Source organism: Streptomyces sp. 2-1, assembly GCF_048564895.1.
Classification (GTDB): domain Bacteria; phylum Actinomycetota; class Actinomycetes; order Streptomycetales; family Streptomycetaceae; genus Streptomyces; species Streptomyces phaeochromogenes.
In genome coordinates this window covers 2,546,466-2,569,130 of the sequence record NZ_CP183383.1, presented here as the reverse complement: position 1 = coordinate 2,569,130, position 22,665 = coordinate 2,546,466, and the positions used below count along the sequence as shown (strand labels likewise).

Here is a 22,665-nt window from a genome sequence, read left to right as displayed (position 1 = left end):
CCCCTCGGGCCTGGCGGGTTGATGGCGGTGGCCTCGGCGGGGTGACGGCGGAGCTTGTCGGGGTCTGCGTGGGGCTTCGGGGCGTTCGGGGCGGTAACCGCGGCGGGGATGGGGCAGGGCGTCGCGAAGGGCCTCGGTAGATGCCTCTGTAGGTGTGCCGGGCTTGGCGGCCGGGCCGTTCCTGTTGGGCGGAGCAGTGTCCGGGGGCGGCGGGCCGGTGGCTCGGATGGAATCGGGGTCCGCCGGGCAGCGCGGCGGCTTCGGGGTCTGCCGGGGTGGGTGCGGGCGAGTGCGAGCGGGTGCCCATCGGGACCTCCCGGAGCGGCTCCGCTCGGGTCTGCCTGAGCGGCCCGGCTCGGGACCTGGAGGAGCGGTCCGGCACAGGTCCTCCCGTGCTTCTCCCGCAGGGCTCCAGTGGATCTCCCGGGGCGCTACCTGGCGTCGGTGGAGGCTTTGGTCAGGAACGGCTGAGGAGTTGCCATGCGCTTCCGAGTACTGGGTCCTGTCTGCCTCGAACCCCGCACACCGTCCGCGCCCAAACAGAGGGCGGTGCTCGCGACCCTGCTGGTGCGTGCCGGAGCCGTCGTGCCCGCTGGTGCCCTCTTCGACGAACTGTGGCCGGACGGGCCGCCCCGCACCGCCGCGACGACTTTGCAGGTGTACGTGTCCCATCTGCGCAAAGCCCTCACCCAAGGGGGCCAGGGCCGGGGCCCGTTGGAGACCCGGCCGCCCGGATATCTGCTCCGGGTCGAGCCCGGCGAACTGGATCTGCGGCTGTTCGAGGGGCTGCTCTCGCGCGGCCGAGCCGCCTTCGGGGCCTGCGACTTCGCGGCTGCCTCAGGGGAGTTGACGGAAGCCCTCGCGCTGTGGAGCGGGCCCGCGCTGTCCGGCGTCCCGCAGGGTGAGGTGCTGACGGCGGCGGCCGTACGCCTCGACGAACTGCGGTTCGAAGCCCTGGAGTTGCGGATCGAGGCGGACCTGCGGCTCGGCCGCCACCACGAGGTGACGGGCGAGCTGATGGAGCTGGCCCGCGCCCATCCGCTGCGCGAGCAGCTGCACTGCCAGTTGATGGAGGCGTTGCGCCGGGCGGGCCGGACCACGGACGCGCTGCGCGCCTACCGTGCCGTACACCGGTCGCTGCACGAGGAGTTGGGCGTCACACCGGGGCCGGCCCTGGTACGGCTGCACGCGCGTGTGCTCAGCTCGCACGCGTCCGAGCCGGGCTCCGGCGCCGCCACTGCCGCGGCTGTCGTCGCCGCCCCTATCGGCCGGCCGCGCGCAGGTTCCAGGCGAGCCAGCGGCGGACCGCTCCCGGATGTCCGGGTGAGCCGTGCACATCGTCGATCACCTTGACGCGTACGTCGGGCACGGCGGTGCGCAGGAGGTCTGCGTCGCGGGGCGGGATGATCTCGTCCCGGGCGCTCGTCACGCAACGGACCGCCGCGCCGATCGAGCGCAGCTGGGCCTCGGTGAGGGCGAACTCCTGGAGCCGTGAACGGAGTTCCGTCTCGTCCCGGGTGCCGGTCAGTCGGCGCAGGGTGTCCTTGGTGATGCGTGGGACCCGCTCCCACCACGTCGTGTCGGTGAAGAAGCCGGCGACCGGGGGGCCGACCGTGAGGATCCGGCGGACGCGGGGGTCCTCGGCGGCGGCCCGCAGCGCCATGTGCCCGCCGAAACTGAGGAAGAGAAGCGTGGCGGCTTCGGTGTGGGCCCTGGGCGACAGTTGGTCCAGGAGCCAGGGGATCAGCCGCCAGGAGTCGGCCGTGTAGCGCTGGGTGTTCTCGCCCACGCCCGGGAGTTCGGCGACCACGGCCGCGTAGCCGAGTTTGGTGAGCCGGGGCAGCAGGGGCGCCCACTGCTCCTTGACGCTGACGATGCCGCCCATCATGAGGAGAAGGGGGCGGTGGGACCGGCGGTGCGTGTCCAGGCCCGCCGCCCATGCGTGCAAAGTGCCGTCCGGGTGCGGGAGTTCGAGGCGCTCGATGCCTCCGTGGGCCCGCCGCCAGGTGTCGAAGGTGGCGACGGCCGTCTGCTGTGCGTGGCGTCGGGGGTCGTCGTACGGGTAGGGGAAGCGGGCCAAGGTGTAGTGGCGGCAGGCCGCCAACAGGCGCCCACGGTCGGCCAGTTCATCGCCGCGCAGCCGCCAGACGCGGGTCCAGGAGTCGGCCGCGTCGGGGGCGTCGGTGCCGATGCGGGCGAGGATACGGGCCGTGCCGCGGACGCCTATGCCCTGGTTGCGGGCGTGGAGGCGGGCGAACTCCTTCAGCTCACCCAGGTGGTCGAGCGGGGCCCGGAAGGCACCCTGCCCTTCGAGCGGCTCGTCGAGCGGCCGGTCGAGGTGGTCGACGTGGTGGACGGGAGTGACGTGGTCGGTGGGGTGGCGGTCGGGCATGCGATGTCCTTCCGGCGTGGGGTTCAGAGGTGTTCCAGCGCGAAGCCGGCTTTGATCCACTTGCTCGACTCGACGGCCACGGCCAGGGCCTTCTGACCGCTCGTCATTTCCCTCAGCAGGCGTTCCAGTTGGAGGAACGGGAGTGCGTTGCCGTTGTTTCCGGTGTCGGCCACGCAGGAGATCTCGCGGGCCTCGGGCACGCCCAGTTGCTCGGTGATCAGGCGGGTCATGCGTCCGGACAGCTGCGGGGGCAGCAGGAAGTCGAGGTCCTCGGCCGCCCAGCCCAGGCTGTCGAGCAGCTCCCAGAGGATTTCGACGGCCATCGTCGGTACGGACTCCTCGATGGCCTTGTAGTCCTCGATGAGCGCCTGACGCGGTTCGTCGCGGTCGGCGAGGCCGAACCAGTCGATGATCTGGCCCGGCTCGCGCCCCAGTCCCGTACAACGGTTGAGGACCCGGCGAAGCGCCACGGCCCTGTCGCCCGGACGCGAGCTGAGGACGGCGGCCCCCGCGCCGTCGCCGAACAGCACGCAGTTCACGAGGTCCCCAGGAGCCGCCTCGGAGAGGTCGCGGCGCAGGTCCAGATGCTTGGTGCAGACGTCGCCGCCGATCGCCAGACCGGTAGTGAACTCACCGCTGCCTATGAGGTATTGGGCGACGGACAGCGCCTGGACCGCTCCCGCGCAGCCCGACTGCAGCTGGTAGGTGGGCAGTTGGTCGAGGCCGAGCTGGTCGGCCACCTGGTTGACCGTGGCCGGCATCAGATGGTCCGGCGTCGCGGTGCCCAGGACCAGGAACTCCACCTCCGCCGGGTCCGTCCCGGAGTTCTCCAGCGCGTTCACCGCCGCGTCCGCGCACAGGTCCGCCAGGGTCCAGCGGATGTCGCCGCTCGTCAGATTGCGGGCGAAGTGCCGGGTGCGGGTGCCGATGAAGACGTCGATCCACTCCTCGTTGACCCCCAGGGCGGCGGCGAGCGCGGTGTTGTCGACGGGCTCGCCGGGCAGCGCCGATCCGGCGGACATCACGTGGACGGAAGGGGAGGGGCCGGGAGTGGTCATGCGGACGTCTCCTGCCGCAGGTAGCCGATGAGTTCGCCGAGGGAGGTGAGCCGGGGAAGCAGGTCCTGGACCGGGAGCGCACCCACTGCGGGCAGGTGCTCGGTCAGGCGCTCCTTGAGTTCGACCAGGGCGACGGAGTCGAGGCCGAGGTCGTCGTGGAAGCGGGAACCGGGGGAGAGGGCGGTGGGGTCGTAGCCGCCGAGGGCGGCGACGGTTTCGTAGACCGCGGTGGCTACGGGGTCCTGGGGCGTGGGCGTGGGTGAGGCCGTGGGCGCTGTCGCTGCCGCTGTCGCGGCTTCTGTGGACGGCGAGTCCGGCTGCGGTGCCTGCGGCTCCTCCCGTACGGCGACGGGGGCGCCCGGTGCCGCCGTACGCGTCGGCCCTCCTGTGTGCCAGAAGCGGTTGTCAGTGGCGAAGGTGTACGGGGCCAAGCGTGCCGGGGTGTTGTCCCGGACGGGGTGGGCCGCCGCTGTCCAGTCGATGTCGATGCCTGCCCGGTAGAGCGCGGCCACGGTTTCGGCGAGGGCACGGCCGTCCGACTCGGGATCAGGGAGTGGGTGCAGGGCGACCGGGTCGGCGGAACGGTCGTCGAGACGGCGGGCGAGGGCGGTGAGGACTGGGCGGGGGCCGAGTTCCAGGAGGTGTGTCGGCCGTTCGTCCAGGAGCTGGGCCGCGGCGTCGGCGAACAGCACCGGGGCCTCGATGTGTTCGGTCCAGTACGAGGCGTCCAGCTGCTCGGACTCCAGGCGCTTGCCGCGGAGTGTCGAGTAGAACGGCAACCTCGCTGCCCCTCCCGCGACTTGCTCGGCCACCCGGCGAAACGCTTCGAGTGCCGGGCGCATCAGCGGGGAGTGGAAGGCGTGCGAGACCTTGAGGCGGCGGAGCCGTACGCCGTCCAACTCGCGTGACTCCGCGATGCGGTCCAGCGCGGACAGGTCGCCCGAAATCACCGTCGAGCGGGGGCCGTTGAGGGCAGCGAAACCGACCAGCGGTTCGCGCTCGACCAGGTCGCGCAGCCGGTCCGCGGAGGTGTGCACCGCCAGCATGCCGCCGCCGTCGGGGAGTTGCTCCATCAGGGAACCCCGTACGGCGACCAGTCGTGCCGCGTCGTCGAGGGGCAGCGCACCGGCGTGCACGGCTGCCGCGAACTCGCCCACACTGTGGCCGAGCAGCAGGGCGGGGCGTACGCCGACTTCCGTGAGGGTGGCGCCAAGTGCGTGGCCGATCGCGAACAGGGCGGGCTGGGCCCAACCGGTCCTGTGCACCGCCGGGTCGCCGGTGAGGAGCAGGTCTCGGATGGAGCGGCCGGTGTGCGGGAGCAGCGCGGCGTCGACGCCGTCGAGGTGCCGTCGGAACAGGGCGGACTCGCGGTAGAGGCGGGCTCCCATGCCTGGGTACTGGGCGCCTTGGCCGGTGAACAGCCAGGCGGTTAGGGGTGGTTCGTTGGTGGAGCTGCTGAGGATGGACGTGGGGCTGGCGGGGCTCGTTGACCTGGTCGGATCTGTCGGATCTGTCGGGTCGGCTGAGTCGGCCCGGCCAGCCATGTCTCCCGGTTCAGTCCGACGGGCCGAGCCGTTCAGGCCTACCAGCCCCAGGGCCCCGGCCGCCTCCCGAAGTCGTACCGCCAACTCCGCGCTGTCCCCGGCCACCACCGCCCCGCGCCGCCCGTGCCCCGTCTTCACCCGCTGCGACGCCCGGCAGAGCGGCCCGATCGGGGTGCGCCGCCGGCCGATGGTGTCGGCCTGCGTCAGCAGATTGCGGTGGAGGGCACGCTCGGTGGGTGCGGTGAGGACGAACACCTCGGCGCCGAGGCCGCTGCCCGACGGCTCAGGCAGGCTGACGTCGGAGCGGTTCGGCAGGGTGGCTGCCCGCCGCGTTCCGGCCCCGGCCCGGCTCGGCGGCGACTCCAGTACCGCGTGTGCGTTCGTACCGCCCATTCCGAAGCTGCTCAGACCCGCGAGGACCGGCTCTCCGGTGGGCAACCGTAGGGGGGCCTTCAGGAGGCGCAACCCCTGCTCCGCGAGCCGTAGTTGAGGATTCTCGCGGGCTGCGTACCGGCTCACCGGAACCGTGCGGTGGTGGAGGGACAGGCACGTCTTGATGAGGCCCGCGATGCCGGCGGCGCCCTCCGTGTGGCCGAGGTTGCCCTTCACCGAGCCGAGGGAGAGCGGGCGAGGGCGGGGCCGGTCGGCGTGCAGGTGGCCCAGCGCCCTCGTCTCGATCATGTCGCCCAGGGCCGTACCGGTGCCGTGGGCCTCCAGAAAGGACACCTCGTGCGGGTCGGCGCCCGCCCGGCGGCAGGCCGCCGCCATGACCTCCTGCTGGGACCAGCGGGAGGGCGCGGTGATGCCGTTGCTGCGGCCGTCCTGGTTCACGGCGGTGCCCCGGATCACCGCGTACACCGGATCGCCGTCGGCGAGCGCGTCCGCGAGGCGGCGCAGCACCACCGCGCCGACGCCCTCGCCGCGCCCGATCCCGTCCGCGCCCGTGCTGAACGGCTTGCAGTGCCCGTCCGGCGCGGCGAGGCCCGCCTTCTCGTAGAAGAGGCCGAGCGCCGGAGTCAGCGCGAGGTTCACCCCGCCCGCGATCGCCCGGTCGCACTCCTCGGTCAGCAGCGCGTTCACCGCGAGATGCACCGCCACCAGCGAGGACGAGCACGCCGTGTCGACGGCCATGCAGGGGCCGCGCAGGTCCAGGTGGTACGAGATCCGGTTCGCGATCATGCAGTAGCCGTTGCCCGAGCCGATCTGCGGGGTGATGCCCGGCAGGTCGGTGAGCGTGAGCTGTGCCCACTCGCTGCCCATGACCCCGACGAACACCCCGGTCGGCGATCCGGCGAGCCGCCCGGGCGCCACTCCCGAGTCCTCGACGGCCCGCCACGCGCACTGGAGCATCAGCCGTTGCTGCGGGTCCATTGCGGCGGCGTCGCGGGGCGGGATCCTGAAGAACTCGTGGTCGAAGGCGTCCGCGTCCGTGAGAAAGCCGCCCTCGGTCGGGCCGCCCGTGAGCGACGGGTCCCAGCGCGGTGACGGTACGGGGCCTGTCCCGTCGCCCGAGCGCATCAGCAACTCCCAGAGGGCGCCGGGGTCTTGGGCGCCCGGGAACCGGCAGTCGATGCCGGTTACGGCCACCGCGTTCACCCCTGGCCCTCCAACTCGGTCAGCAGGTGCCCGGCCAGCGCCCGTACGGTCGGGTAGTCCCAGGCCGCCGTCGGGTCGATGGTCACCTCGTAGTGGTCCTCGACATCGCCGCACAGGCTCAGTGCGGCCACCGAGTCGAGGCCGTATTCGGCGAGCGGGGTCGTCGGGTCGATCTCGGTGGAGGGCCGTCGGAGGTACTCGGCCACGCGGGTGGTGATCCAGGTGGTCAGCGTCTGCTCGGTGTGCGCCGTCGGTACGGACATGACCGGTGGTCCTTTTCTTTTTGGCGGGGGGTTCGGTGGTGTGCTTCGGCTGCGGGTTCGTTGTGGCTGGTCGCGCCCACACGGCGGAGCCGCGTATCGATACAGCCCCGCGCCCTAGAGGGCGGCGCTGTCGTACAGGTCGAAGGTGCACAACTCCTCGTAGCGGGTGAGGAGTTCGTGCCGCAGTGGTCTCGCCCACCTGTCCGGCACCGGGCCCGCCCGCAGGCCCAGTCGGCATGCCGTGCGGTGCAGGGCCGCGCCCAGCCAGGGGGATTCGGACAGGAAGCCGGACCGCGCGGAACGTGCCACGCCTGTGGCGGCTGCCGCGCCGAGTAGTTCCGCGTATCGCGCGGCCAGGGCGAATGCCTCCGGGGAGGCGAGTGGCGTGCGGTCGGCCGGGGGCAGGGCGCGAGCTCTGTCGCGTACGGCCGACAGGTCGGCGGCCAGGTCGGTCAGGAGGGGGCGTACGGAGGCCGGGGCACCCTCCGGTGTCAGGGCCGCGGTCAGTGGGTCGGCCGTCGCGGAGAGAGTGAGGCGGCCGAAGGGGATGCCCGGTGGTGGAGCCGTGGCGTTGGTCGGGGTGAACAGGGCCGCCAGGGGCTCCAGTTGAGGTGCCGTCGCCAGCCTTCGTAGTTGGGGGATCAGGGTGGCCAGACATGCCGTGGGACCGGCGTGTCCGAGGCTCAGCACCGGGAGGTCCCGTAGGTGCTTGCCGAACACCGCGTGCTCGCCCTCGCGCAGGTAGAAGCGGGCTCCGAGCACCACCGAGAGGTCCCGTACCGTGCGGCTCAGCAGGCGGGGCACGAGGTATTTGACGGCGGCGGCGCTCACGCTCGCCTGCTCGGGGCGCAGTTGGACCGTACGGGCGGCGGCCAGCGACAGGCTGTCGCACAGGAGGAGGTCCGCGAAAGCGGCGGTCAACACACCGGCCGCATGCGGGAGTTCGAACACTCGGCGGCCGTACAGGCGGCGGTCCAGGGCGAAGCGGAGTACCGAGCGCAGGCAGGTGTCCACCGTGCCGATAGCCATGCCCGGCAGCGCGCTGCGCGTCACCTGGAAGGAGCGGAGTGCCACTTCGCCGCCCCTGCCCTCGGCGCCGACGAGCGCGGAGGCGGGCAACGGGCAGCCGTGGAAGGCGAGTCCGGTGAGGCGGCAGCCGCGGACGCCGGAGGTGCGGTAACGGGCGAGCCGCTGCACACGGTCGGCGGGCACGTCGTCCGGGCCGGCGAGCAGCACCGAGTGGCTGCGGCTGCCCGGGCCGTCGCCGGTTCGCGCGAACAGCACCCACGCACGGGCCCGGTCGGCATTGTTGATGACCTGCTTCACGCCCTCCAGCAGATAACCGCCGGCCGCCGGGCGGGCCGCGAACTCGTTGCGCAGGAAGTCGTTGCCGTGGGCCAGCTCGTGGTACGCGACCGAGGCCCGGCCGCCGTCCAACAGAATGTCGGCCAGGTGCCGTTGCTGCTCCGGCGAGCCTGCCGTCCAGACGTTGACGGCGGCCATGAACGACGTGATGCCGTGCCCCAGGCCGAGTCCGACGTCCCGCCGGAACACCTCGCGCATCACCCGGACCAGTCCGTCCAGGTGGGTGAGCCGTCCGCCGAGCTCCGCCGGTACGTACTCGGCGGCCAGCCCGAACCGGTCGAGCAGCGCCTCCCCGTCAGCGCTCAGCACGCCCTGCTCGTCCGCGGTGAGGAGGGCAGCGGAACCGAGTGGGTTCGACGGGTCCCAGAAGTCCCCGAAGGACCGGGCGAGTTCGGCTGCCCGGTCGGCGGCGGTGAGAGTCGTGTACGGCATCTACGCCACCTCCCGCCGCAGTTGGAGACGCAGCAGTGAGACCAGCCGTCCGTGCCCGTGCAGTGCGAACGCCTCCTCCAGCAGTTCCTCCTGTGCGTCGGACGACGACTGTTCGCCCTGCCGTGCGAGCAGCCGCTCCAGCGAGGCCCGCAGCCACAGCGCGTCCCGCCAGACGCCCTCCCCGCCCGGCACCGCGGAACCCGACTCCACCCACAGCCCCAGGCACGCCGCCGCGGCGAAGCACAGGCAGTACCGGCGCGCCACGGCGAAGGCCTCCTCGGGGACGTCGGTCACCACATCCGCGTAGGTGGCCATCTCCTCGTGCACGCGGTCGGTCACGGTCAGCAGGCGCTCGGCCAGCTCGGCCGCGTCCTTCAACACCGGTTCCTCGGCGGCCCGTTCACGCAGGGCCGCCGTCCATGCCGGGAGCGCGGCCAATGGGGCCGCGCCCCGCCGGGCGGCCAACTCCAGCTCCGCCGGGTCGAACTCGGGGAGCGGCGCCGCGAGATCGCACGCCGTGCGCACGCCGTCCGCGGGTGGCGTCCGGCGCCGCCAGTGACGTACGAGCGAACGGAACTGCAGGATCAGCGAGTTGAGATTGACGAGGGTGTTTCCGTCGAAGAGGCCCACGATGCGGTGGTCCCGTTCGACCTTCTGGAACATGCCGTACGGGCCCGTGCCGGGGCCCGACACCAGGAAGGCTCGGGCGCCGAGCAGCTCTCCGAGGGCGGTCAGCACGTCCTCCGTGCCGGTCGGCAGGAGGTACTTCGTCACGGCCGCGACGACGGAGAGCTCGCCGGTCGTGGTGTGCACCATGCGGGAGGCGACCAGGGTCAGGGATTCGTGGGTCAGGACGTCCGCTACCGCTGCCGCCAACAGGGCGCGGGCCTGCGGGAGTTCGGCCAGCTGTCGGCCGTACAGGCGTCGTTCGCGGGCGAAGTCCAGGGCGATCCGCAGCCCGTGGTCGGCGGCGCCGAGGGACAGCGACGCGCACATCGTGCGGGTTAGCTGGAGGGACTTGAGGACGGTCTCGATTCCGCCGCCCTCCGGACCGATCAGCGCCTGCCGGTCCACGTACGCCCCGTCGAGGACGATTCCGGAGATGTCCGCGCCCCGGATGCCGTGCGTCGGCACCTTCGGCAGCGGACGCCAACTCCCGGGCGTCAGCGTCCTCTTGTCGACGAGCAGCACGCTGAAGCCCCGCGGTCCGCCCTCGGTGGTGGTACGGGCGAGGACGCAGAGGACCGAGCCGCGGGTCGCGTTGTTGATGAGCCATTTCTCTCCGCGGAGGGTGAACCCCTCGGCGTCCGTGACGGCTTCGACCTCCCCCGCCAACAGGTCGCTCCCGTGCGCCCGTTCGGTGAGCGCCAGCGATACGGGGACCCCCGCACGGATGTCGCTCCCGAGCCGCGCAGCCTGTTCCTCGCCGCCCGCGACCCATACGCACACTCCGCCCAGATACGTCTTCCCGTGCGCGACCGCGACCGTCAGATCGCGGCGCGCCACCGTACGGACGAGATGCAGCGCGTGCTCGTAGTCCCGCAGCCGTCCCCCGTGGCGCACCGGGACGTAGTAGTCGGGCAGGCCCCAGTCGTCCAGGAACCGGCAGATCCCCGCCGGGAACTCCTCGCGGGCGTCCAGGTCCAGGCAGGCCGTGTACGAGAACGGGGTGCGGGCGTCCGCCGGGTCCCCGAGCGCGTGCTCCAGCTCCTCGGCGAGGCGGTACGGGGAGTGCTCGCGGTTCACGGGGACACCCCCGGGTCCGTCGCGTGCGGCGCGCCATTGGAAGGGGTCGCCGTGTCCGATGTGTCGAAGGCCGCCGTGTCCGGCGCGTCGCCCACGAGGTCCCGTACGGCCGGTTCCAGGACCTCGTACAGCGGGGTCAGCGAGCCGTCGAGGAACAGGTCGCGCATGGTGGTGCGGCGGACCTTGCCGCTGGTGGTGCGGCGTACGGTGCCGGGTTTGACCAGGACCACGTTCCCCGCGGGCACGGCGAACTCCCGCCCGATCGCGCTCTGCGCGGCCGTCGCCACCGCCCGCAGGTCCCCGCCGCGCACCGCGGCGAGCCGCACCTCCTGGACGAGGACGAGATGCTCGCGCTCGGAGCCGACGGACGCGACGGCTTCGGTGGCGGCTCGGGCGGCTCCGGCAGCCCCGTCGGCGCGACCGGAGCGTACTGAGAAGGCCGCCCCGGCTCCCCGTGTGAGTGACGGGTCCGCCGACTGGGCGGCCCGCTCGATGTCGTGCGGGTAGAGGTTCCGGCCGGCGAGGACGATGACCTCCTTGAGGCGTCCGGTGACGAAGAGTTCGCCCGCGTCGAGGGCGCCCAGGTCGCCCGTACGCAGCCAGCCGTCTGCCCCGAAGCAGTCGGCCGTGGCCGCTTCGTTGCCGAAGTAGCCCGCTGTCACGCTCGGCCCGCGCACCCAGATCTCCCCGACCAGGCCGTCCGCGAGCGGGGCGCCCGTGCCGGGGGCGACGATCCGCACCTCACAGTCGCGGGCGCTCCCGCTGCCCGCGAGTGTGCGCCCCTCGCCGACGGCCAGGACGCCCTGTTCCAGGGCGGCGGCGTCGACCGTGCGGATCGTCGGTTCGGTGGCCGGGTCCGCGCCCGTGACCAGGAGCGTGGTCTCGGCGAGGCCGTAGCAGGGTGCGAAGACCTCGCGGCGCAGTCCGGCGGGGGAGAAACGCTCGACGAAGGCGCGCAGGGTGTCGGCGCGTACCGGTTCGGCGCCGTTGGGCGCGCACCGCCAGCTCGACAGGTCGAGCCGCGCCAACTGCTGGTCCGTGACCCGCCGTAGACACAGGTCGTACGCGAAGTCCGGTGCGCCGGAACCCTCTACGCGGTAGTCGCCGATCATCTCGAGCCAGCGGCGCGGCCGTTTGAGGAACGACAGCGGTGACATCTGCACCGACAGACCGCCCACGTAGAGGGAGTGGAGGAGATGCCCGATGAGACCCAGGTCGTGGTAGTGCGGCAGCCAGCCGCCGACCACCATGCCCTCGTGGGTGCCCGCCCAGCGGCCGATCGCCGCCTCGTTGGCGAGCAGGTTGGCGTGGGTGACCATGACGCCCTTGGGCTCGCTGGTGGAGCCGGACGTGTACTGGAGGAAGGCCAGGTCGTCGGGGGAGGTGTCCGGCGCCCGCCACGAGGAGGGGTCACCGATGTCCTCCCGGTCGGTGGCGAGGCAGCGCACCCGCGGCAGGGCCACCGACGCCAGCCAGGCCTCCAGCAACGGCACGTACGCACCCGTGGAGAGCACCGCGGACGCGCCCGAGTCCCTCAAAATGCCTGCCACCCGGGCGAGTTGCTGCCCCTGGTCGGTTGGCAGCGGTGCGGGCACCGCCACCGCCCCCGCGTACAGACAGCCCACGAAGGCGGCGACGAACGCCGTGCCCGGCGGGTGGAGCAGCAGCACCGGCCGCCCGACGGCCCCGTGCTCGCGCAGCCACGAGGCGATGCCGCGGGCCCGCCGGTCGAGACCGGCGTACGTCAGGTGCTCGGGGACCGACCCCTGCCCGTCGTCCGGGAGGAAGACGAACGCGTCGCGTTCGGCGAGGGCGTCCGTGCGCTCCCGCACGACGTCGGTGAACGTCCGGGGCGTGCCCTGCGCGGGAGTCCGCGGGGTGATGGATGCGGTGGTCATGCCAGGGAGCGTGCGAGAGCGGCCTTAACGCGGCCTTGTGGCAGGGGTGTTCGCGCAAGGGGGCTACAAGAACCGTTGCGGAGGGTGGGGTTCGACGAGGTGAGTTGGCCGAAGGGGCGTCCGCCGAAAACGGCGTTCGCCGAAATGACACTCGCAGAACGGCTCCGGCACACCGACCCTCACGGACTCCCAGGAGGCAGCCGATGGACGACGTACCGACGCAGGTGTGCGTGGTGGGCGGTGGGCCCGCCGGGCTGACGCTCGCCGTGGAACTCGCCCGGCGTTCCGTGCCCGTGGTCGTCGTGGAGGCGAGCCGGCACTTCAACCGGTCCTTCCGCGGTGAGTCCGTCTCGCCCGACTCCGTGTGGCTGCTCGACCGCCTCGGCCTGCTCGACCGGCTCGACGGCGAGTACGTGCAGATGCACCACATGCGGATCCAGGACTCCGGACACACGGTGTTCGCCGCCGACTTCGAGCGCTTCCGCTATCCGCATCCCTTCCCGGTCGAACTCCCGCAGCCCGCACTGCTGTCCGCGCTCGCCGAGACCGGCGCGGCCCACCCCGGCTTCACCCTCCTCCAGGGCGCGACCGCCATTGGACTGCTGCGTGACGACGACGGCACGGTCACGGGCGTACGGGTGCGGACCGCCGAGGGCGAGCGGGAGATCCGGGCGACACTGACCGTCGCGGCGGACGGACGGTTCAGCAAGGTGCGCGAGATGTCCGGTCTCGCGTACCGCACGGTGCCGCTGGAGCGGGACGTCATCTGGCTCAAGTTGCCGTTCCCGTACGGAGATTGGGACGACCGTACGTATCGCGTCCGCATCCGGGGAGACCAGCACGGGCTGTTCATCCCGACCCGGCCCGACAGCGTCCGGGTCGGCTTCAACATTCCCAAGGGCGGCCTCAAGGAGATGCGGGCGCAGGGGCTGCCACGCCTGTACGAACGGCTCGACGCGCTCGCCCCCGAGCTGTCCGGCGCTGTGCGCGAGCAGGTGCGGTCCTGGTCGGACACGTCCATGCTCGACATCTTCACGACGGTCGTGCCGCGCTGGTCCGCGCCCGGCATCGTCCTCGTCGGAGACGCCGCCCACACGCTGACGCCGATCCTCGGGCAGGGCGTCAACCACGCCATCATCGACGCGGTCACGCTGGCGCCGCTGGTGGCGGACGCCCTGGACAGCGGGCCGGTGGCGCTGAACGCCGCGACCGACGCGTTCCAGCGCGCCCGCGAGGCGTCCGTGGCCCGCTCCCGGGCCCTCCAGCTCCGCCAGGAACGCCTCTTCACGCTGCACGGCCGCGTCGGCGGAGCCTGGCGGCGCACCCTCTATCGATCCCTGAACCGCAGCGAGTTGCTCACTCGCCGCGTGCTGGCCGGGGCGTACTTCCAGCTCCAGGAACCGGGGGAGCGGGTCGCGAAGGTGCAGGATGCCGCGCGCTGAGCGACCGGCGGCCGGGGGTGGGTTCGGGGGCGAGGGCCGGGTTCTGTACGCCGCCTGCGCGCTGAGCCAGTTCCTCGTCGCCGTCGGGGCCTCCGTGGTGACCACCATGGGTCCGGCACTGCGCGAGGCGAACGGGCTGCGCGCGAGCTGGCTGCCGTGGGCGGTTCTCGTGTACGCCCTCGCGCTGGGCCTCCTGGTCCTGCCGCTGCGCCTGCTGATCCGGCGCATCCGGCCGCTACCGATGCTGATCCTCGGGCTGTGGCTCTTCGTCCAGTCGTCGGTGGCCTTGACGCTGGTGTCCGGCGCGACGGCGTTCCTCGCCTTCCGGGCGGTGCAGGGGGCGGGCGCGGCGGCGCTCACGGCCACCGCGTTCGCCCTCGTCCTCGCTCTCGATCTCGACGGGCAGCGCTCGGATCGGCTCCTCCTCGCGTGGAGCGCCGTGGTCGTCGCCGGCCTCGGTACGGGCCTCGTGGTGGGTGCGGTCGTCGGCGCCGAGTGGCGGTGGGCGCTGTGGGCGAACGTGCCGCTGACGGCGACCGCGGGCGTCCCGCTGGTACGGCTGCTGCGGTCGACTCGGCGGCGGAAAGGGGAAGTTGGCGCGCGTACGGGTGACGGTGGTGGAGGGCTGGGCGTCGGCCAGGGAGACGGTGCTCAGGACGCCGCCGCGTGAACCGTCCGTCGGCCCCCGTAGCGGCGGACCAGGGGTGCCACCTCGTCCAGCAGCCACTCCTCGTGCGTCCGCAGGAAGAAGTGGCCGCCCGGCAGGACCCGTACCTCGCAGCCGCGCGCCGCGTATCGGCGCCAGGCGGTCACCTCGGAGGTCCGTACGAGGGAGTCGTCCGCCCCGGCGAACAGGTGGAGGGGCACGCGGACGGGCCCGCCGGCCGGGCCCGCGCTCGCGCACAGCGCCAGGTCGTCCCGCACCACGGGCAGCAGCGCCCGCAGCCACTCCGGATGCCCGAGCAGGGCCTCGGGCAGCCCGCCGAGTGCGACGAGCGCGCGGGCCAGGCCGGAGTCGGAGGCGGCACATGAGCCGTCGGTACCGGCACCGGTGTCGGTGTCGGAGTCAAGGCGCGGCGGCGGCAGATGCGGGGCCCGGTACGCGGCGAGCAGGGCCGCTCGCGGAAGAGGCGCGCCCCGCTCCTGACGCCGCCGCATCAAGGCGTACGCGACGAGGGCGCCCATGCTGTGCCCGTACATGAGATGGGGCGAGGCCAGCACCTCGTCGAGCTCCTCGTCCAACTCCACGACAAGTGGCGCGAGTTCGGTGAAGCGGGGCTCGCCGGACCGGCCCTCGCGGCCGGGGAGCCGTACCGGCAGGACGTCGACCGAGGCGCCCCGCGCGTCGAGTTCGTGCTGCCAGCGGGCGTACGCCGAGGCCCCGCCGCCCGCGAAGGGGAAGCACAACAGCCGTACCGGCGCGTGCGGTCGGGGTGCCCGCGCCAGGTACTCGGTCGTCGTCATGGCGTCACCACGTGGGCCCCCGTCGCGGCGCCGCGCCACCCCGATGCCCGGTCGGGGTGCCCCTGCGCGGCGCCGCTCCACCCCCCATCAGAGTGGTCGCGGATGGCGTCCAGGGACGTGTCGCCCCGCAGGATCGCCTCGTGCAACTGCCGTACGCGTACGGATGGTTCGAGCCCCAGCTCGTCCGACAGGACGCGGCGCAGACCCCGGAACAGCTCAAGCGACTGCCAGGAACGGCCGCTGCGGTGCAGGGCGAGCATCAACTGCGCGTGGAGGCTCTCGTGCAGGGGGTAGCGGGAGGCCAGGGCGGTGAGTTCACCGAGGAGCGCACGGTGGCGGCCCAGCCGGAGCTCCGCGCCGAAGCGCTCCTCCAGGGCGGTCAGCCGAAGCTCCTCCAGACGCAGAACCTCCGCACGCAGTACGGGTCCTGGCGACACGTCGGCCAGTGCGGGCCCCCGCCACAGCCGCAGCGCCGCCACCAGGAGCTCCGAACCCTCGGCGTCGGCGCCCGCCTCCAGTGCGGCACGTCCGGCCGAGGCGAGCCGTTCGAAACGGGAGACGTCCATGGCGTCCGGCGGGGCGTCCAGGCGGTAGCCGACGGGCACCCGCCGCAGCACGTCCTTCGGACCGAGCACGTGATCGGGACCGAGCGCCGAGCCGATCATTCTGCGCAGCTGCTTCACGTAGGTGTGCAGCGTGGCCTCGGCCGAGCGTGGCGGGCGGTCTCCCCACAACTCGTCGACCAGGGCCGAAACCCCCACCGGGTTCCCGCGGTTGAGGGCCAGCAGAGCCAGGACCTGCCGTGGCTTCGGTGCGCTCGGTACCACTGACGCCGGCCCCACCCGTGCGTTCAGTGGTCCGAGCACGGCGATCTCGATCACTCGTCCCCCCAGAGAGTGCGGCGTTCAACTGCCTTCCAGACCTTGGCAGTCGGCGCGCCGCGGTCGCCAGTGACGTGCCCACGAAAACTGCATGAATCGCTCATAGGCGGTACTTCTGGGCACGCCCCGGCGAATGCGCCCCCTTCGAGGCCCACTGTCCGTGACCAGGTGCTTGCCCTTAGCATCCCCGCATCAGCACAGAGGGCGCTCTGGGGGACTTCTGAGGGGGAGTCGATGTCCGGTGCGGCTGAGCAGCTGACCAGCACATGGGTGGGGGAGTTCGACGGCAGGACCGCCGGTGTGCCGGTCACTCGGCATGCGTTCAGGACCGCGTTCGCGATCACGGCGGGATTCGTTCCGCTGGGCGCGGCCGCGATCGCCACGACACACCCCGGGCGGGGCGCGGCGGCAGCAGCCGTGGGAGCCCTGCTGGGGACGTACGTCCTGCATCTGGTGACGGGCCGGGTGAGGGAGCGCAGGCGTGCCCTGACGATCGCGGCACAGGGGCTACTGGGCTTTCTGCCGGCCCTGACACCCGTGGCCGTCTGGCCCGGCACGGCGGGGTACTTCGCCGGCGCGCTCCTGGTCAACTTCCGGGGTCCCGGCGGCCGTTGGCTCGCCGCGCTCGCGGTCGCCGCGATCTGCGCCGCCGGGCGCGCGGAGGGCGCCGACTGGGCGGACGGGCTGTACGCGGGGGCCGTCACCGGGGGCACGGCTCTCGTCCTTCTGGGCGCGGCCCGGTTCGTGGAACTCGTGACCACCGCCCACGACGAGCGCGAGACACTCGCCTGGCGGGCCGTCGAGCAGGAGCGCCGGCGGTACGCGCGCGATCTGCACGACCTGCTCGGCTACAGCCTCTCCGCCATCACCCTCAAGGGTGATCTCGCCCGGCGGCTGGTGCTCGTGCAGCCCGACCGGACCCGCGAGGAGCTCGACGGGATACTCGGCGTCGCCCGCGAGGCCCTCGCCGACGTACGCGCCGTCGCGCGCGGCTACCGGGAACTGTCCCTGGCCGTCGAGGCCGAGTCCGCGCGCTCCTTGCTAGCCGCGGCGGGGATCCGGGCCGGCCTCGACGTGCGCTGCGGCTGCGACGGGCCGGTCGGGACCGTCCTCGCGACCGTTCTGCGCGAAGGGGTCACCAACCTCATCCGCCACAGCAAGGCCACGGAGTGCCGGATCGAGATCCGGGAGGTCGAGGGGGAGTTCGTGCGGCTCACCCTGTCCAACGACGGGGTGCGGGCCGATGCGGTGGCGCTCCGCGGGTGCGGTGGCGGGGCGCGGGGTGGGCTGGACAATCTGGCGGAGCGAATGGAGGCCGTCGGGGGTCGGTTGACCGCCGGTACGGATGAGAGAGGCTGGTACCGGGTGGTGGCCGAGGCGCCGTGCGGTGATGTATGACCTGCGGGTCGGTCGGTGTTGCCCGCGCAGTTCCCCGCGCCCCTAAAAGAACAGGGCTGCGCCCCCGCCCACCTAGGGGCGCGAGGAATCGCGCACTCAGCCCAAACGAACCGTCACCCGATCCCCAACCTCAACCCCCACGCACCCAGGGGCGCGGGGAACTGCGCGAGCACCCCCGACCGACCCGCACCCTCCACCGACCCGCACACCCGAACCCTCACATCAACCACCCCGACTCCGCAGCAATCCGCACCGCATCGACCCGATTACGCGCATTGAGCTTGGTCACGACCGAGGTCAAATAATTCCGCACCGTGCCCACGGAGAGATGAAGCGCCTCGGCGATCTCGGTGGCGTCCGCACCCTGCGACGCGAGCCGGAGGATCTCCGTCTCGCGCCCCGTGAGGGGAGACTCGCCGTCAGAGAAGGCGGAGAGCGCGAGCTGCTGGTCGATGACACGCTCACCGGCCGCCGCCTTACGGACGACCTCGGCGAGGTAGGAGGCCGGGGAGTCCTTGAGGACGAACCCGGCCACCTGCTGAGCCAGCGCCCGCCGCAGCGTCCCCGGCTTGCCGAGGCTGGTGATGATCACCGTGCGGCAACCGGGCAGCCGCTCGTGCAACTGCCCCGCCGCGGTGATCCCGTCCGTGTGCGGAAGGTCGTAGTCGATGACAGCCACATCCGGCCGTACGGCAAGTGCCGCCGAGAGGATCGCGTCGCCCCGGTCCACCTCTGCCACGACCTCCAGGTCGGGTTCGAGATTGAGCAGTGCCACCAACGCACCGCGCACCATCGAGACGTCCTCGGCCAGCAGAATCCGTATCAACCCGCCCCCAGCTCTCCTACGGGCGCGACTCCGCAACCCCCTTGCGAGGAAGTCTAGTTGGGTCATATAGCCGAGTTGTGCAGGACTTGTGTGCAGGGGTCCGTTGTAGGGGCGTACCGGGGTCAGGTCCGGCCACTCACGGGGCGCTCGGTGCGCGTGGGGATGTCCGGATACGTCGTACGCGCCTCCTCTTCGAGCCCCACCCGCCGCTGCAGCCGCCGCAGGGGTGCCGGGGCCCACCAGGTGGCCCGCCCGGTGAGCCGGAGCACGGCGGGCACCAGCAGGGCCCGTACGACCATCGCGTCCATCAGCACGGCCAGCCCCACACCCAGGCCCAGCATCTTGATGTTGGTCACGCGCGAGGTGCCGATCGCCACCATCACCACGGCCAGGATCAGCGCCGCCGCCGTGATGAGCCCGCCGGTGCGCCGGATGCCGAGGACCACCGCGTCACGGTGGTCGCCGCCGATCTCGTACTCCTCCTTGATGCGTGAGACCAGGAAGACCCCGTAGTCCATGGACAGTCCGAACGCCACGCAGAACATCAGCACGGGCAGCGCCGTCTCGATGTCGCCGGTGGGCGTGAAGCCGAGCGCGCCGGACAGGTGGCCGTCCTGGAAGACCCAGACCACGGCTCCGAACATCGCGGTCAGACTGAGCCCGTTGACGACGACGGTGAGCAGCGGCAGCAGCACGCTTCCGGTGAGCAGGAAGACCAGGATCAGTGTGGTGACGGCGATGACGGCGAGCGCCCACGGCAGCCGTTCGGCCGTACCGTGCTGGGTGTCGGCGAGCACGGCGGCCGGTCCGGTCACCGAGGTCTCGAAGGAGGCCGGAACCGAGCGGATCTTCTTTACGAGACTCACACTCTGCGGTGAAGCGCTTTCCGCCGAGTGCAGCACGGACACGTATCCGACGGCCGGGGGCGCGTCGTCCACGCGCTTCCCGTCCACGAACCGCCCTGCGGGGCTTGCCACTTGGACGACATGAGCCAGGTGTGACACCTTGCCGCTGTACTCCGCGAGCGCCTTGGCGGCCGGCTTTCCCTCGACGAGTACGGCCAGTGCGCTGCCCGGGCTGCCGGGGAACTCGTTCCTCAACTCCTCCTGTACGACCCGGGCTTCGGTGCTCGACGGAAGTTGCCGGTCGTCGGCCGTGCCGAACCGCACGTCCTTGAACGGCAGTCCGAGCGCGAGCAGCACAGCGACCGTGCCGACCGCGAACAGCGGGGCGCGTCGCATCACCAGCCGGGCGAGCCGCGCCCAGCCCGCTCCCGGATTCCCGCCGCGCCTGCCGACCGGCAGCCGCAGGGCGTTGACCCGGTGACCGAGCAGCACGAGCGCCGCGGGCAGCGCGACGAGCGAGGCCGCGGCGGAGATGAGGACGACCGCGATACCGGCGTACGCGAGCGAGCGCAGGAAGTACTGCTCGAAGACCAGCATCGAGGCGAGGCAGACCGCGACGGTCAGCGCCGAGTACAGCACCGTGCGTCCGGCGGTCCGCAGTGTCACGGCCACCGCGTCCCTTGGATCGCGGCCGGCCGCGAGCTCCTCGCGATGACGCCGTACGAGGAACAGCGCGTAGTCGATGGCCAGTCCGAGACCGAGGGCCGTGGTCAGGTTCTGCGCGTACACCGAGACGTCCGTGAACTCGGTGATCACCCGCAGTACGGCGTTCGTGCCGAGCACCGACACGATCCCCACCAGCAGGGGCAGCGCTGCCGCGACCGCGCTGCCGAACACCACGACGAGCAGCACCAACGTGACCGGCAGCGCGATGACTTCGGCCCGTACGAGGTCGTCGGCGATCACCTCCTGGGAGGCGTGCCGCACCGCCGCCGGGCCGCCGAGCCGGACATCGACCGCGCCGTGCGCGCCCCGGTAGCGCGGCTCCAGGGCCTCCAGCGCGTCGTCGACGGCGTCCTCGTCCCCCTTGATGCGGGCGGTGATCAGCGCCTCGCCGCCGTCCCGGGCGCGCAGCGCGGTGTCCTCGGTCTGCCAGTACGAGACCACGCCCAACACGGCTTTCTCGTCCGCGAGTTGGCTGGCCAGGTCGCGTGCCGCGGAGGCGACGGCCGGGTCGTCGACGTCCCGCGTTCCGTCACGGGGCGACACGAGCAGCAGGAGATTGGGCTGCGAGGCGGGCCAGCGGCGCTCCAACTCGGCTGTCGCGTACGAGGATTCGGAGCCCGGGATCTGCGAGCCGCCGCTGCTCATGCGCTCGGCGACCCCTCCGCCGACCACGACCGCGCCCGCGGTGAGCAGCAGTATCAGGAGGAGCAGCAGACGCGGCCGGGTGGTCACCGCGCGGGCGACCCGGCCCCGCGGCCCGGCTGCGGACTGTGGTGACGAAGAGGTCGGCGAACTCGGCGATGTCTGTGAAGTCGGCGATGTCTGCGGTGTCATCGGCCCTGCCCTCCTGGACGGTCGCTCTCGCGAAAGACGATCGTCCGGTGAGGGGCTAAAGGGTCGGCTGGGTCGGGGGCAGGGATCGTGCGGCTCGCGCTGGCCGGGTCGAGGACAAGCGCGGTCGTGTCGTTCGGGTGGGCCGGGTCGACGGCAGAGGCCGGGAGGGGCGGATCGGTGTCCGGTCACGTCCGGGAGGATCGGATCGGCGTCCGGTCATGTCCGGGAGGCGTGTCACTCCTCGCGTGAGTTCAGATACGCGCGCCATCCTCCGTACTCCGTGATGTCCCGCGCGCCATCCAGCGCGCCCGGCTCGCACAGGAAGCCGGGTGCCTCGTCGCCGTCGGCCAGTTCGACCCGGCCCAGGGCCATCGGCCGGGGCAGCGCGGCGAGTAGGCGGCCGAGTCCCTCGGCGGGCAGCCGCCACACCTCGGCCTCGATCGCGGCGCCGCCCTCACCCACGTGGACGAGGCCCGGCTTGGGCGGTTCGGTCGACAGGGCGTGCAGCCGGTAGACGGGCGCGGTCCTGGTCGTACGTTCCAACCGGGCGCCCAGGGAGAGGAGTTGGCCGTTGAGCGGCTGGCCCGACAGGTGGGCGCCGACCACGGCGATCCGGGTCGTGGGCGCCTCCAGGGTGCGGGCGATCCGGGCGAGGCGTTCGTCGGTGAAGGCCGGGCCGATCAGCATCACGCCGAACGGGAGGCCCCCAACCACGCCCGCCGGGACTGCCACGGCCGCCAGATCGAAGAGGTTCGTGGAGTTGGTGAAGCGGCCGAGCCGGGCGTTGGAGCCGAGCGGGTCGGCGGCGACCTCGGCGAGCGTGGGGTGGCCCGGGGCCGTCGGGAGGAGCAGGGCGTCCGCGTCGCCGAGTTCCACCAGCGCGCGGGTGCGCAGGGCCGCCAGCCGGTCCTGGTCGGCGAAGAGCTGGTGGGCCGGGATGTCACGGGCGCGGGTGATGATGCCGGCGACCGTCGGGTCGAGGCCCGCGCCGCCCTCGGAGAGCAACTTGTCGACAAAGCTCCCCACGGCGGTGTAGCGCTCGGCCACGAAGGCGCCCTCGTAGAGCATCGCGGCGGCCTCGGTGAAGGGGGCGAGGTCGAGGGGGCGCAACTCGGCGCCCGCCGCGCGGAGTTGGGCTGCGGCTTCCTCGTACGCCTCCGCCCAGCCCTCGTCCAGCTCGCCGAGCTGTTCGCGGGGCGGGACGGCGATCCGCCATGGGCCCGGGGTGCGCTGGGGGAGTGCGGGGAGGTCGCGGGCGGGCGGGGAGGTCATGTGTGCGAGGGCCTGTTCCGCCTCCTGGAGGGTGCGGGCGAAGACCGTCACGCAGTCGAGGGTGGCGCAGGCCGGGACCACGCCGTCCGTGGGGACGAGGCCTCGGGTCGGCTTGAGGCCGACGATGCCGTTGAACGCCGCGGGGATGCGGCCGCTGCCCGCGGTGTCCGTGCCCAGGGCGAGGTCCACGATGCCGAGGGCCACCGCTACCGCGCTGCCCGAGCTGGAGCCGCCGCTGATTCTTTCGGGGGCGATGGCGTTGCGGACGGGGCCGTGGGGGGAGCGGGTGCCGACCAGGCCCGTGGCGAACTGGTCCAGGTTGGTGGTGCCCAGGGGGATCGCGCCTGCCGCGCGGAGGCGGGCTACCACCGGGGCGTCCGCCTCCGGGTGGTAGGCGTACGCCGGGCAGGCGGCGGTGGTGGGGAGACCTGCCACGTCGATGTTGCCCTTCGCCGCGAAGAGCTTGCCTGCGAGGGGGAGGGGTTCGCCTGCGGCGAGGCGGGTGTCGATGGCTCGGGCCTCCTCCTCGACCTCTGCCTGGGGGCGCAGGTCGATCCAGACCTCGGGGCGGGCGGTGGCCTCGATACGGGCGTAGGCCGCGCGCACGCGGGCCACTGCGTGGGGCTCGGTCTGGGGCGACATCTGTGCTCCTTGCGGGGGTGTCGTTGTCGGCTGCCGGTCGG

The 22,665-nt window shown here is 72.5% G+C and carries 16 protein-coding genes; 4 read left to right on the top strand and 12 right to left on the bottom strand.

Translation table 11 applies throughout. The features are described 5' to 3' along the window. Positions 1-480: 480 nt before the first annotated feature. Positions 481-1,353, top strand: coding sequence for an AfsR/SARP family transcriptional regulator (locus ACN20J_RS11305; protein ID WP_419665822.1), 873 nt, complete (start codon positions 481-483; stop codon positions 1,351-1,353). Here ACN20J_RS11305 and ACN20J_RS11300 read toward each other — a convergent pair. The 7 genes from ACN20J_RS11300 to ACN20J_RS11270 all read right to left on the bottom strand — a co-directional run bounded on the left by ACN20J_RS11300 (position 1,262) and on the right by ACN20J_RS11270 (position 12,294). Further along, a complete protein-coding gene (locus ACN20J_RS11300; protein WP_419665821.1) occupies positions 1,262-2,392 on the bottom strand; it encodes an alpha/beta fold hydrolase in 1,131 nt (376 codons plus the stop codon). The two genes, ACN20J_RS11305 and ACN20J_RS11300, sit on opposite strands and share 92 nt — an antisense overlap. A gap of 23 nt (positions 2,393-2,415) precedes the next feature. Continuing rightward, positions 2,416-3,450 (bottom strand): 3-oxoacyl-ACP synthase III family protein, encoded by a 1,035-nt coding sequence (locus ACN20J_RS11295; protein ID WP_419665820.1) that lies wholly within the window; start codon positions 3,448-3,450, stop codon positions 2,416-2,418. Beyond that, positions 3,447-6,581 carry a type I polyketide synthase gene (locus tag ACN20J_RS11290; RefSeq protein WP_419665819.1) on the bottom strand — a complete coding sequence of 1,045 codons (3,135 nt, stop codon included), beginning with the start codon at positions 6,579-6,581 and terminating at the stop codon, positions 3,447-3,449. The genes ACN20J_RS11295 and ACN20J_RS11290 overlap by 4 nt, the downstream gene beginning before the upstream one ends. 5 nt (positions 6,582-6,586) lie before the next feature. Continuing rightward, positions 6,587-6,853: an acyl carrier protein gene (locus ACN20J_RS11285; protein ID WP_419665818.1), complete on the bottom strand. Its 267-nt coding sequence runs from the start codon at positions 6,851-6,853 to the stop codon at positions 6,587-6,589. A gap of 114 nt (positions 6,854-6,967) precedes the next feature. Further along, on the bottom strand, positions 6,968-8,650 hold the full coding sequence (locus ACN20J_RS11280; protein ID WP_419665817.1) for an acyl-CoA dehydrogenase family protein: 1,683 nt from the start codon (positions 8,648-8,650) through the stop codon (positions 6,968-6,970). Further along, positions 8,651-10,396, bottom strand: a complete 1,746-nt coding sequence (locus ACN20J_RS11275) for an acyl-CoA dehydrogenase family protein (RefSeq protein ID WP_419665816.1) — start codon at positions 10,394-10,396, stop codon at positions 8,651-8,653. Continuing rightward, entirely contained in the window at positions 10,393-12,294 is a 1,902-nt protein-coding gene (locus ACN20J_RS11270; RefSeq protein ID WP_419665815.1) for a fatty acyl-AMP ligase, read from the bottom strand. The genes ACN20J_RS11275 and ACN20J_RS11270 overlap by 4 nt, the downstream gene beginning before the upstream one ends. Before the next feature lie 203 nt (positions 12,295-12,497). Between ACN20J_RS11270 and ACN20J_RS11265 the strand changes: the two genes are divergently transcribed. Then, entirely contained in the window at positions 12,498-13,736 is a 1,239-nt protein-coding gene (locus ACN20J_RS11265) for an FAD-dependent oxidoreductase (protein ID WP_189840000.1), read from the top strand. Next, on the top strand, positions 13,723-14,406 hold the full coding sequence (locus tag ACN20J_RS11260; RefSeq protein ID WP_419665814.1) for an MFS transporter: 684 nt from the start codon (positions 13,723-13,725) through the stop codon (positions 14,404-14,406). Before ACN20J_RS11265 ends, ACN20J_RS11260 begins: the two co-directional genes overlap by 14 nt. On the opposite strand, the gene ACN20J_RS11255 is transcribed toward ACN20J_RS11260, so the two are convergent. Together ACN20J_RS11255 and ACN20J_RS11250 are read right to left on the bottom strand one after the other, a co-directional pair. Further along, positions 14,388-15,200: a thioesterase II family protein gene (locus ACN20J_RS11255; RefSeq protein WP_419665813.1), complete on the bottom strand. Its 813-nt coding sequence runs from the start codon at positions 15,198-15,200 to the stop codon at positions 14,388-14,390. The two genes, ACN20J_RS11260 and ACN20J_RS11255, sit on opposite strands and share 19 nt — an antisense overlap. Continuing rightward, complete coding sequence (locus tag ACN20J_RS11250) at positions 15,197-16,078, bottom strand: AfsR/SARP family transcriptional regulator (protein WP_189840227.1); 882 nt, start codon at positions 16,076-16,078, stop codon at positions 15,197-15,199. The genes ACN20J_RS11255 and ACN20J_RS11250 overlap by 4 nt, the downstream gene beginning before the upstream one ends. Before the next feature lie 237 nt (positions 16,079-16,315). On the opposite strand from ACN20J_RS11250, the gene ACN20J_RS11245 reads away from it, so the two are divergent. Beyond that, a complete protein-coding gene (locus tag ACN20J_RS11245; RefSeq protein WP_259333548.1) occupies positions 16,316-17,479 on the top strand; it encodes a sensor histidine kinase in 1,164 nt (387 codons plus the stop codon). Between the two features lie 217 nt (positions 17,480-17,696). On the opposite strand, the gene ACN20J_RS11240 is transcribed toward ACN20J_RS11245, so the two are convergent. The 3 genes from ACN20J_RS11240 to atzF form a co-directional block, all read right to left on the bottom strand. Then, positions 17,697-18,305: a response regulator transcription factor gene (locus tag ACN20J_RS11240; protein ID WP_246575195.1), complete on the bottom strand. Its 609-nt coding sequence runs from the start codon at positions 18,303-18,305 to the stop codon at positions 17,697-17,699. A gap of 122 nt (positions 18,306-18,427) precedes the next feature. Beyond that, positions 18,428-20,710, bottom strand: coding sequence for an MMPL family transporter (locus ACN20J_RS11235; RefSeq protein WP_419665812.1), 2,283 nt, complete (start codon positions 20,708-20,710; stop codon positions 18,428-18,430). A 234-nt stretch (positions 20,711-20,944) separates the two neighbouring features. Then, positions 20,945-22,624 (bottom strand): allophanate hydrolase, encoded by a 1,680-nt coding sequence (atzF, locus tag ACN20J_RS11230; RefSeq protein WP_419665811.1) that lies wholly within the window; start codon positions 22,622-22,624, stop codon positions 20,945-20,947. Between the last annotated feature and the right edge of the window lie 41 nt (positions 22,625-22,665).

What these genes read in the sequence shown, in the direction of transcription:
- ACN20J_RS11305 (WP_419665822.1), top strand. Translation starts at nt 481, where the DNA reads ATGCGCTTCCGAGTACTGGGTCCTGTCTGCCTCGAACCCCGCACACCG.
- ACN20J_RS11300 (WP_419665821.1), bottom strand. Translation starts at nt 2,392, where the DNA reads ATGCCCGACCGCCACCCCACCGACCACGTCACTCCCGTCCACCACGTC.
- ACN20J_RS11295 (WP_419665820.1), bottom strand. Translation starts at nt 3,450, where the DNA reads ATGACCACTCCCGGCCCCTCCCCTTCCGTCCACGTGATGTCCGCCGGA.
- ACN20J_RS11285 (WP_419665818.1), bottom strand. Translation starts at nt 6,853, where the DNA reads ATGTCCGTACCGACGGCGCACACCGAGCAGACGCTGACCACCTGGATC.
- ACN20J_RS11280 (WP_419665817.1), bottom strand. Translation starts at nt 8,650, where the DNA reads ATGCCGTACACGACTCTCACCGCCGCCGACCGGGCAGCCGAACTCGCC.
- ACN20J_RS11270 (WP_419665815.1), bottom strand. Translation starts at nt 12,294, where the DNA reads ATGACCACCGCATCCATCACCCCGCGGACTCCCGCGCAGGGCACGCCC.
- ACN20J_RS11265 (WP_189840000.1), top strand. Translation starts at nt 12,498, where the DNA reads ATGGACGACGTACCGACGCAGGTGTGCGTGGTGGGCGGTGGGCCCGCC.
- ACN20J_RS11260 (WP_419665814.1), top strand. Translation starts at nt 13,723, where the DNA reads ATGCCGCGCGCTGAGCGACCGGCGGCCGGGGGTGGGTTCGGGGGCGAG.
- ACN20J_RS11255 (WP_419665813.1), bottom strand. Translation starts at nt 15,200, where the DNA reads ATGACGACGACCGAGTACCTGGCGCGGGCACCCCGACCGCACGCGCCG.
- ACN20J_RS11245 (WP_259333548.1), top strand. Translation starts at nt 16,316, where the DNA reads ATGTCCGGTGCGGCTGAGCAGCTGACCAGCACATGGGTGGGGGAGTTC.
- ACN20J_RS11235 (WP_419665812.1), bottom strand. Translation starts at nt 20,710, where the DNA reads ATGACACCGCAGACATCGCCGACTTCACAGACATCGCCGAGTTCGCCG.
- atzF (WP_419665811.1), bottom strand. Translation starts at nt 22,624, where the DNA reads ATGTCGCCCCAGACCGAGCCCCACGCAGTGGCCCGCGTGCGCGCGGCC.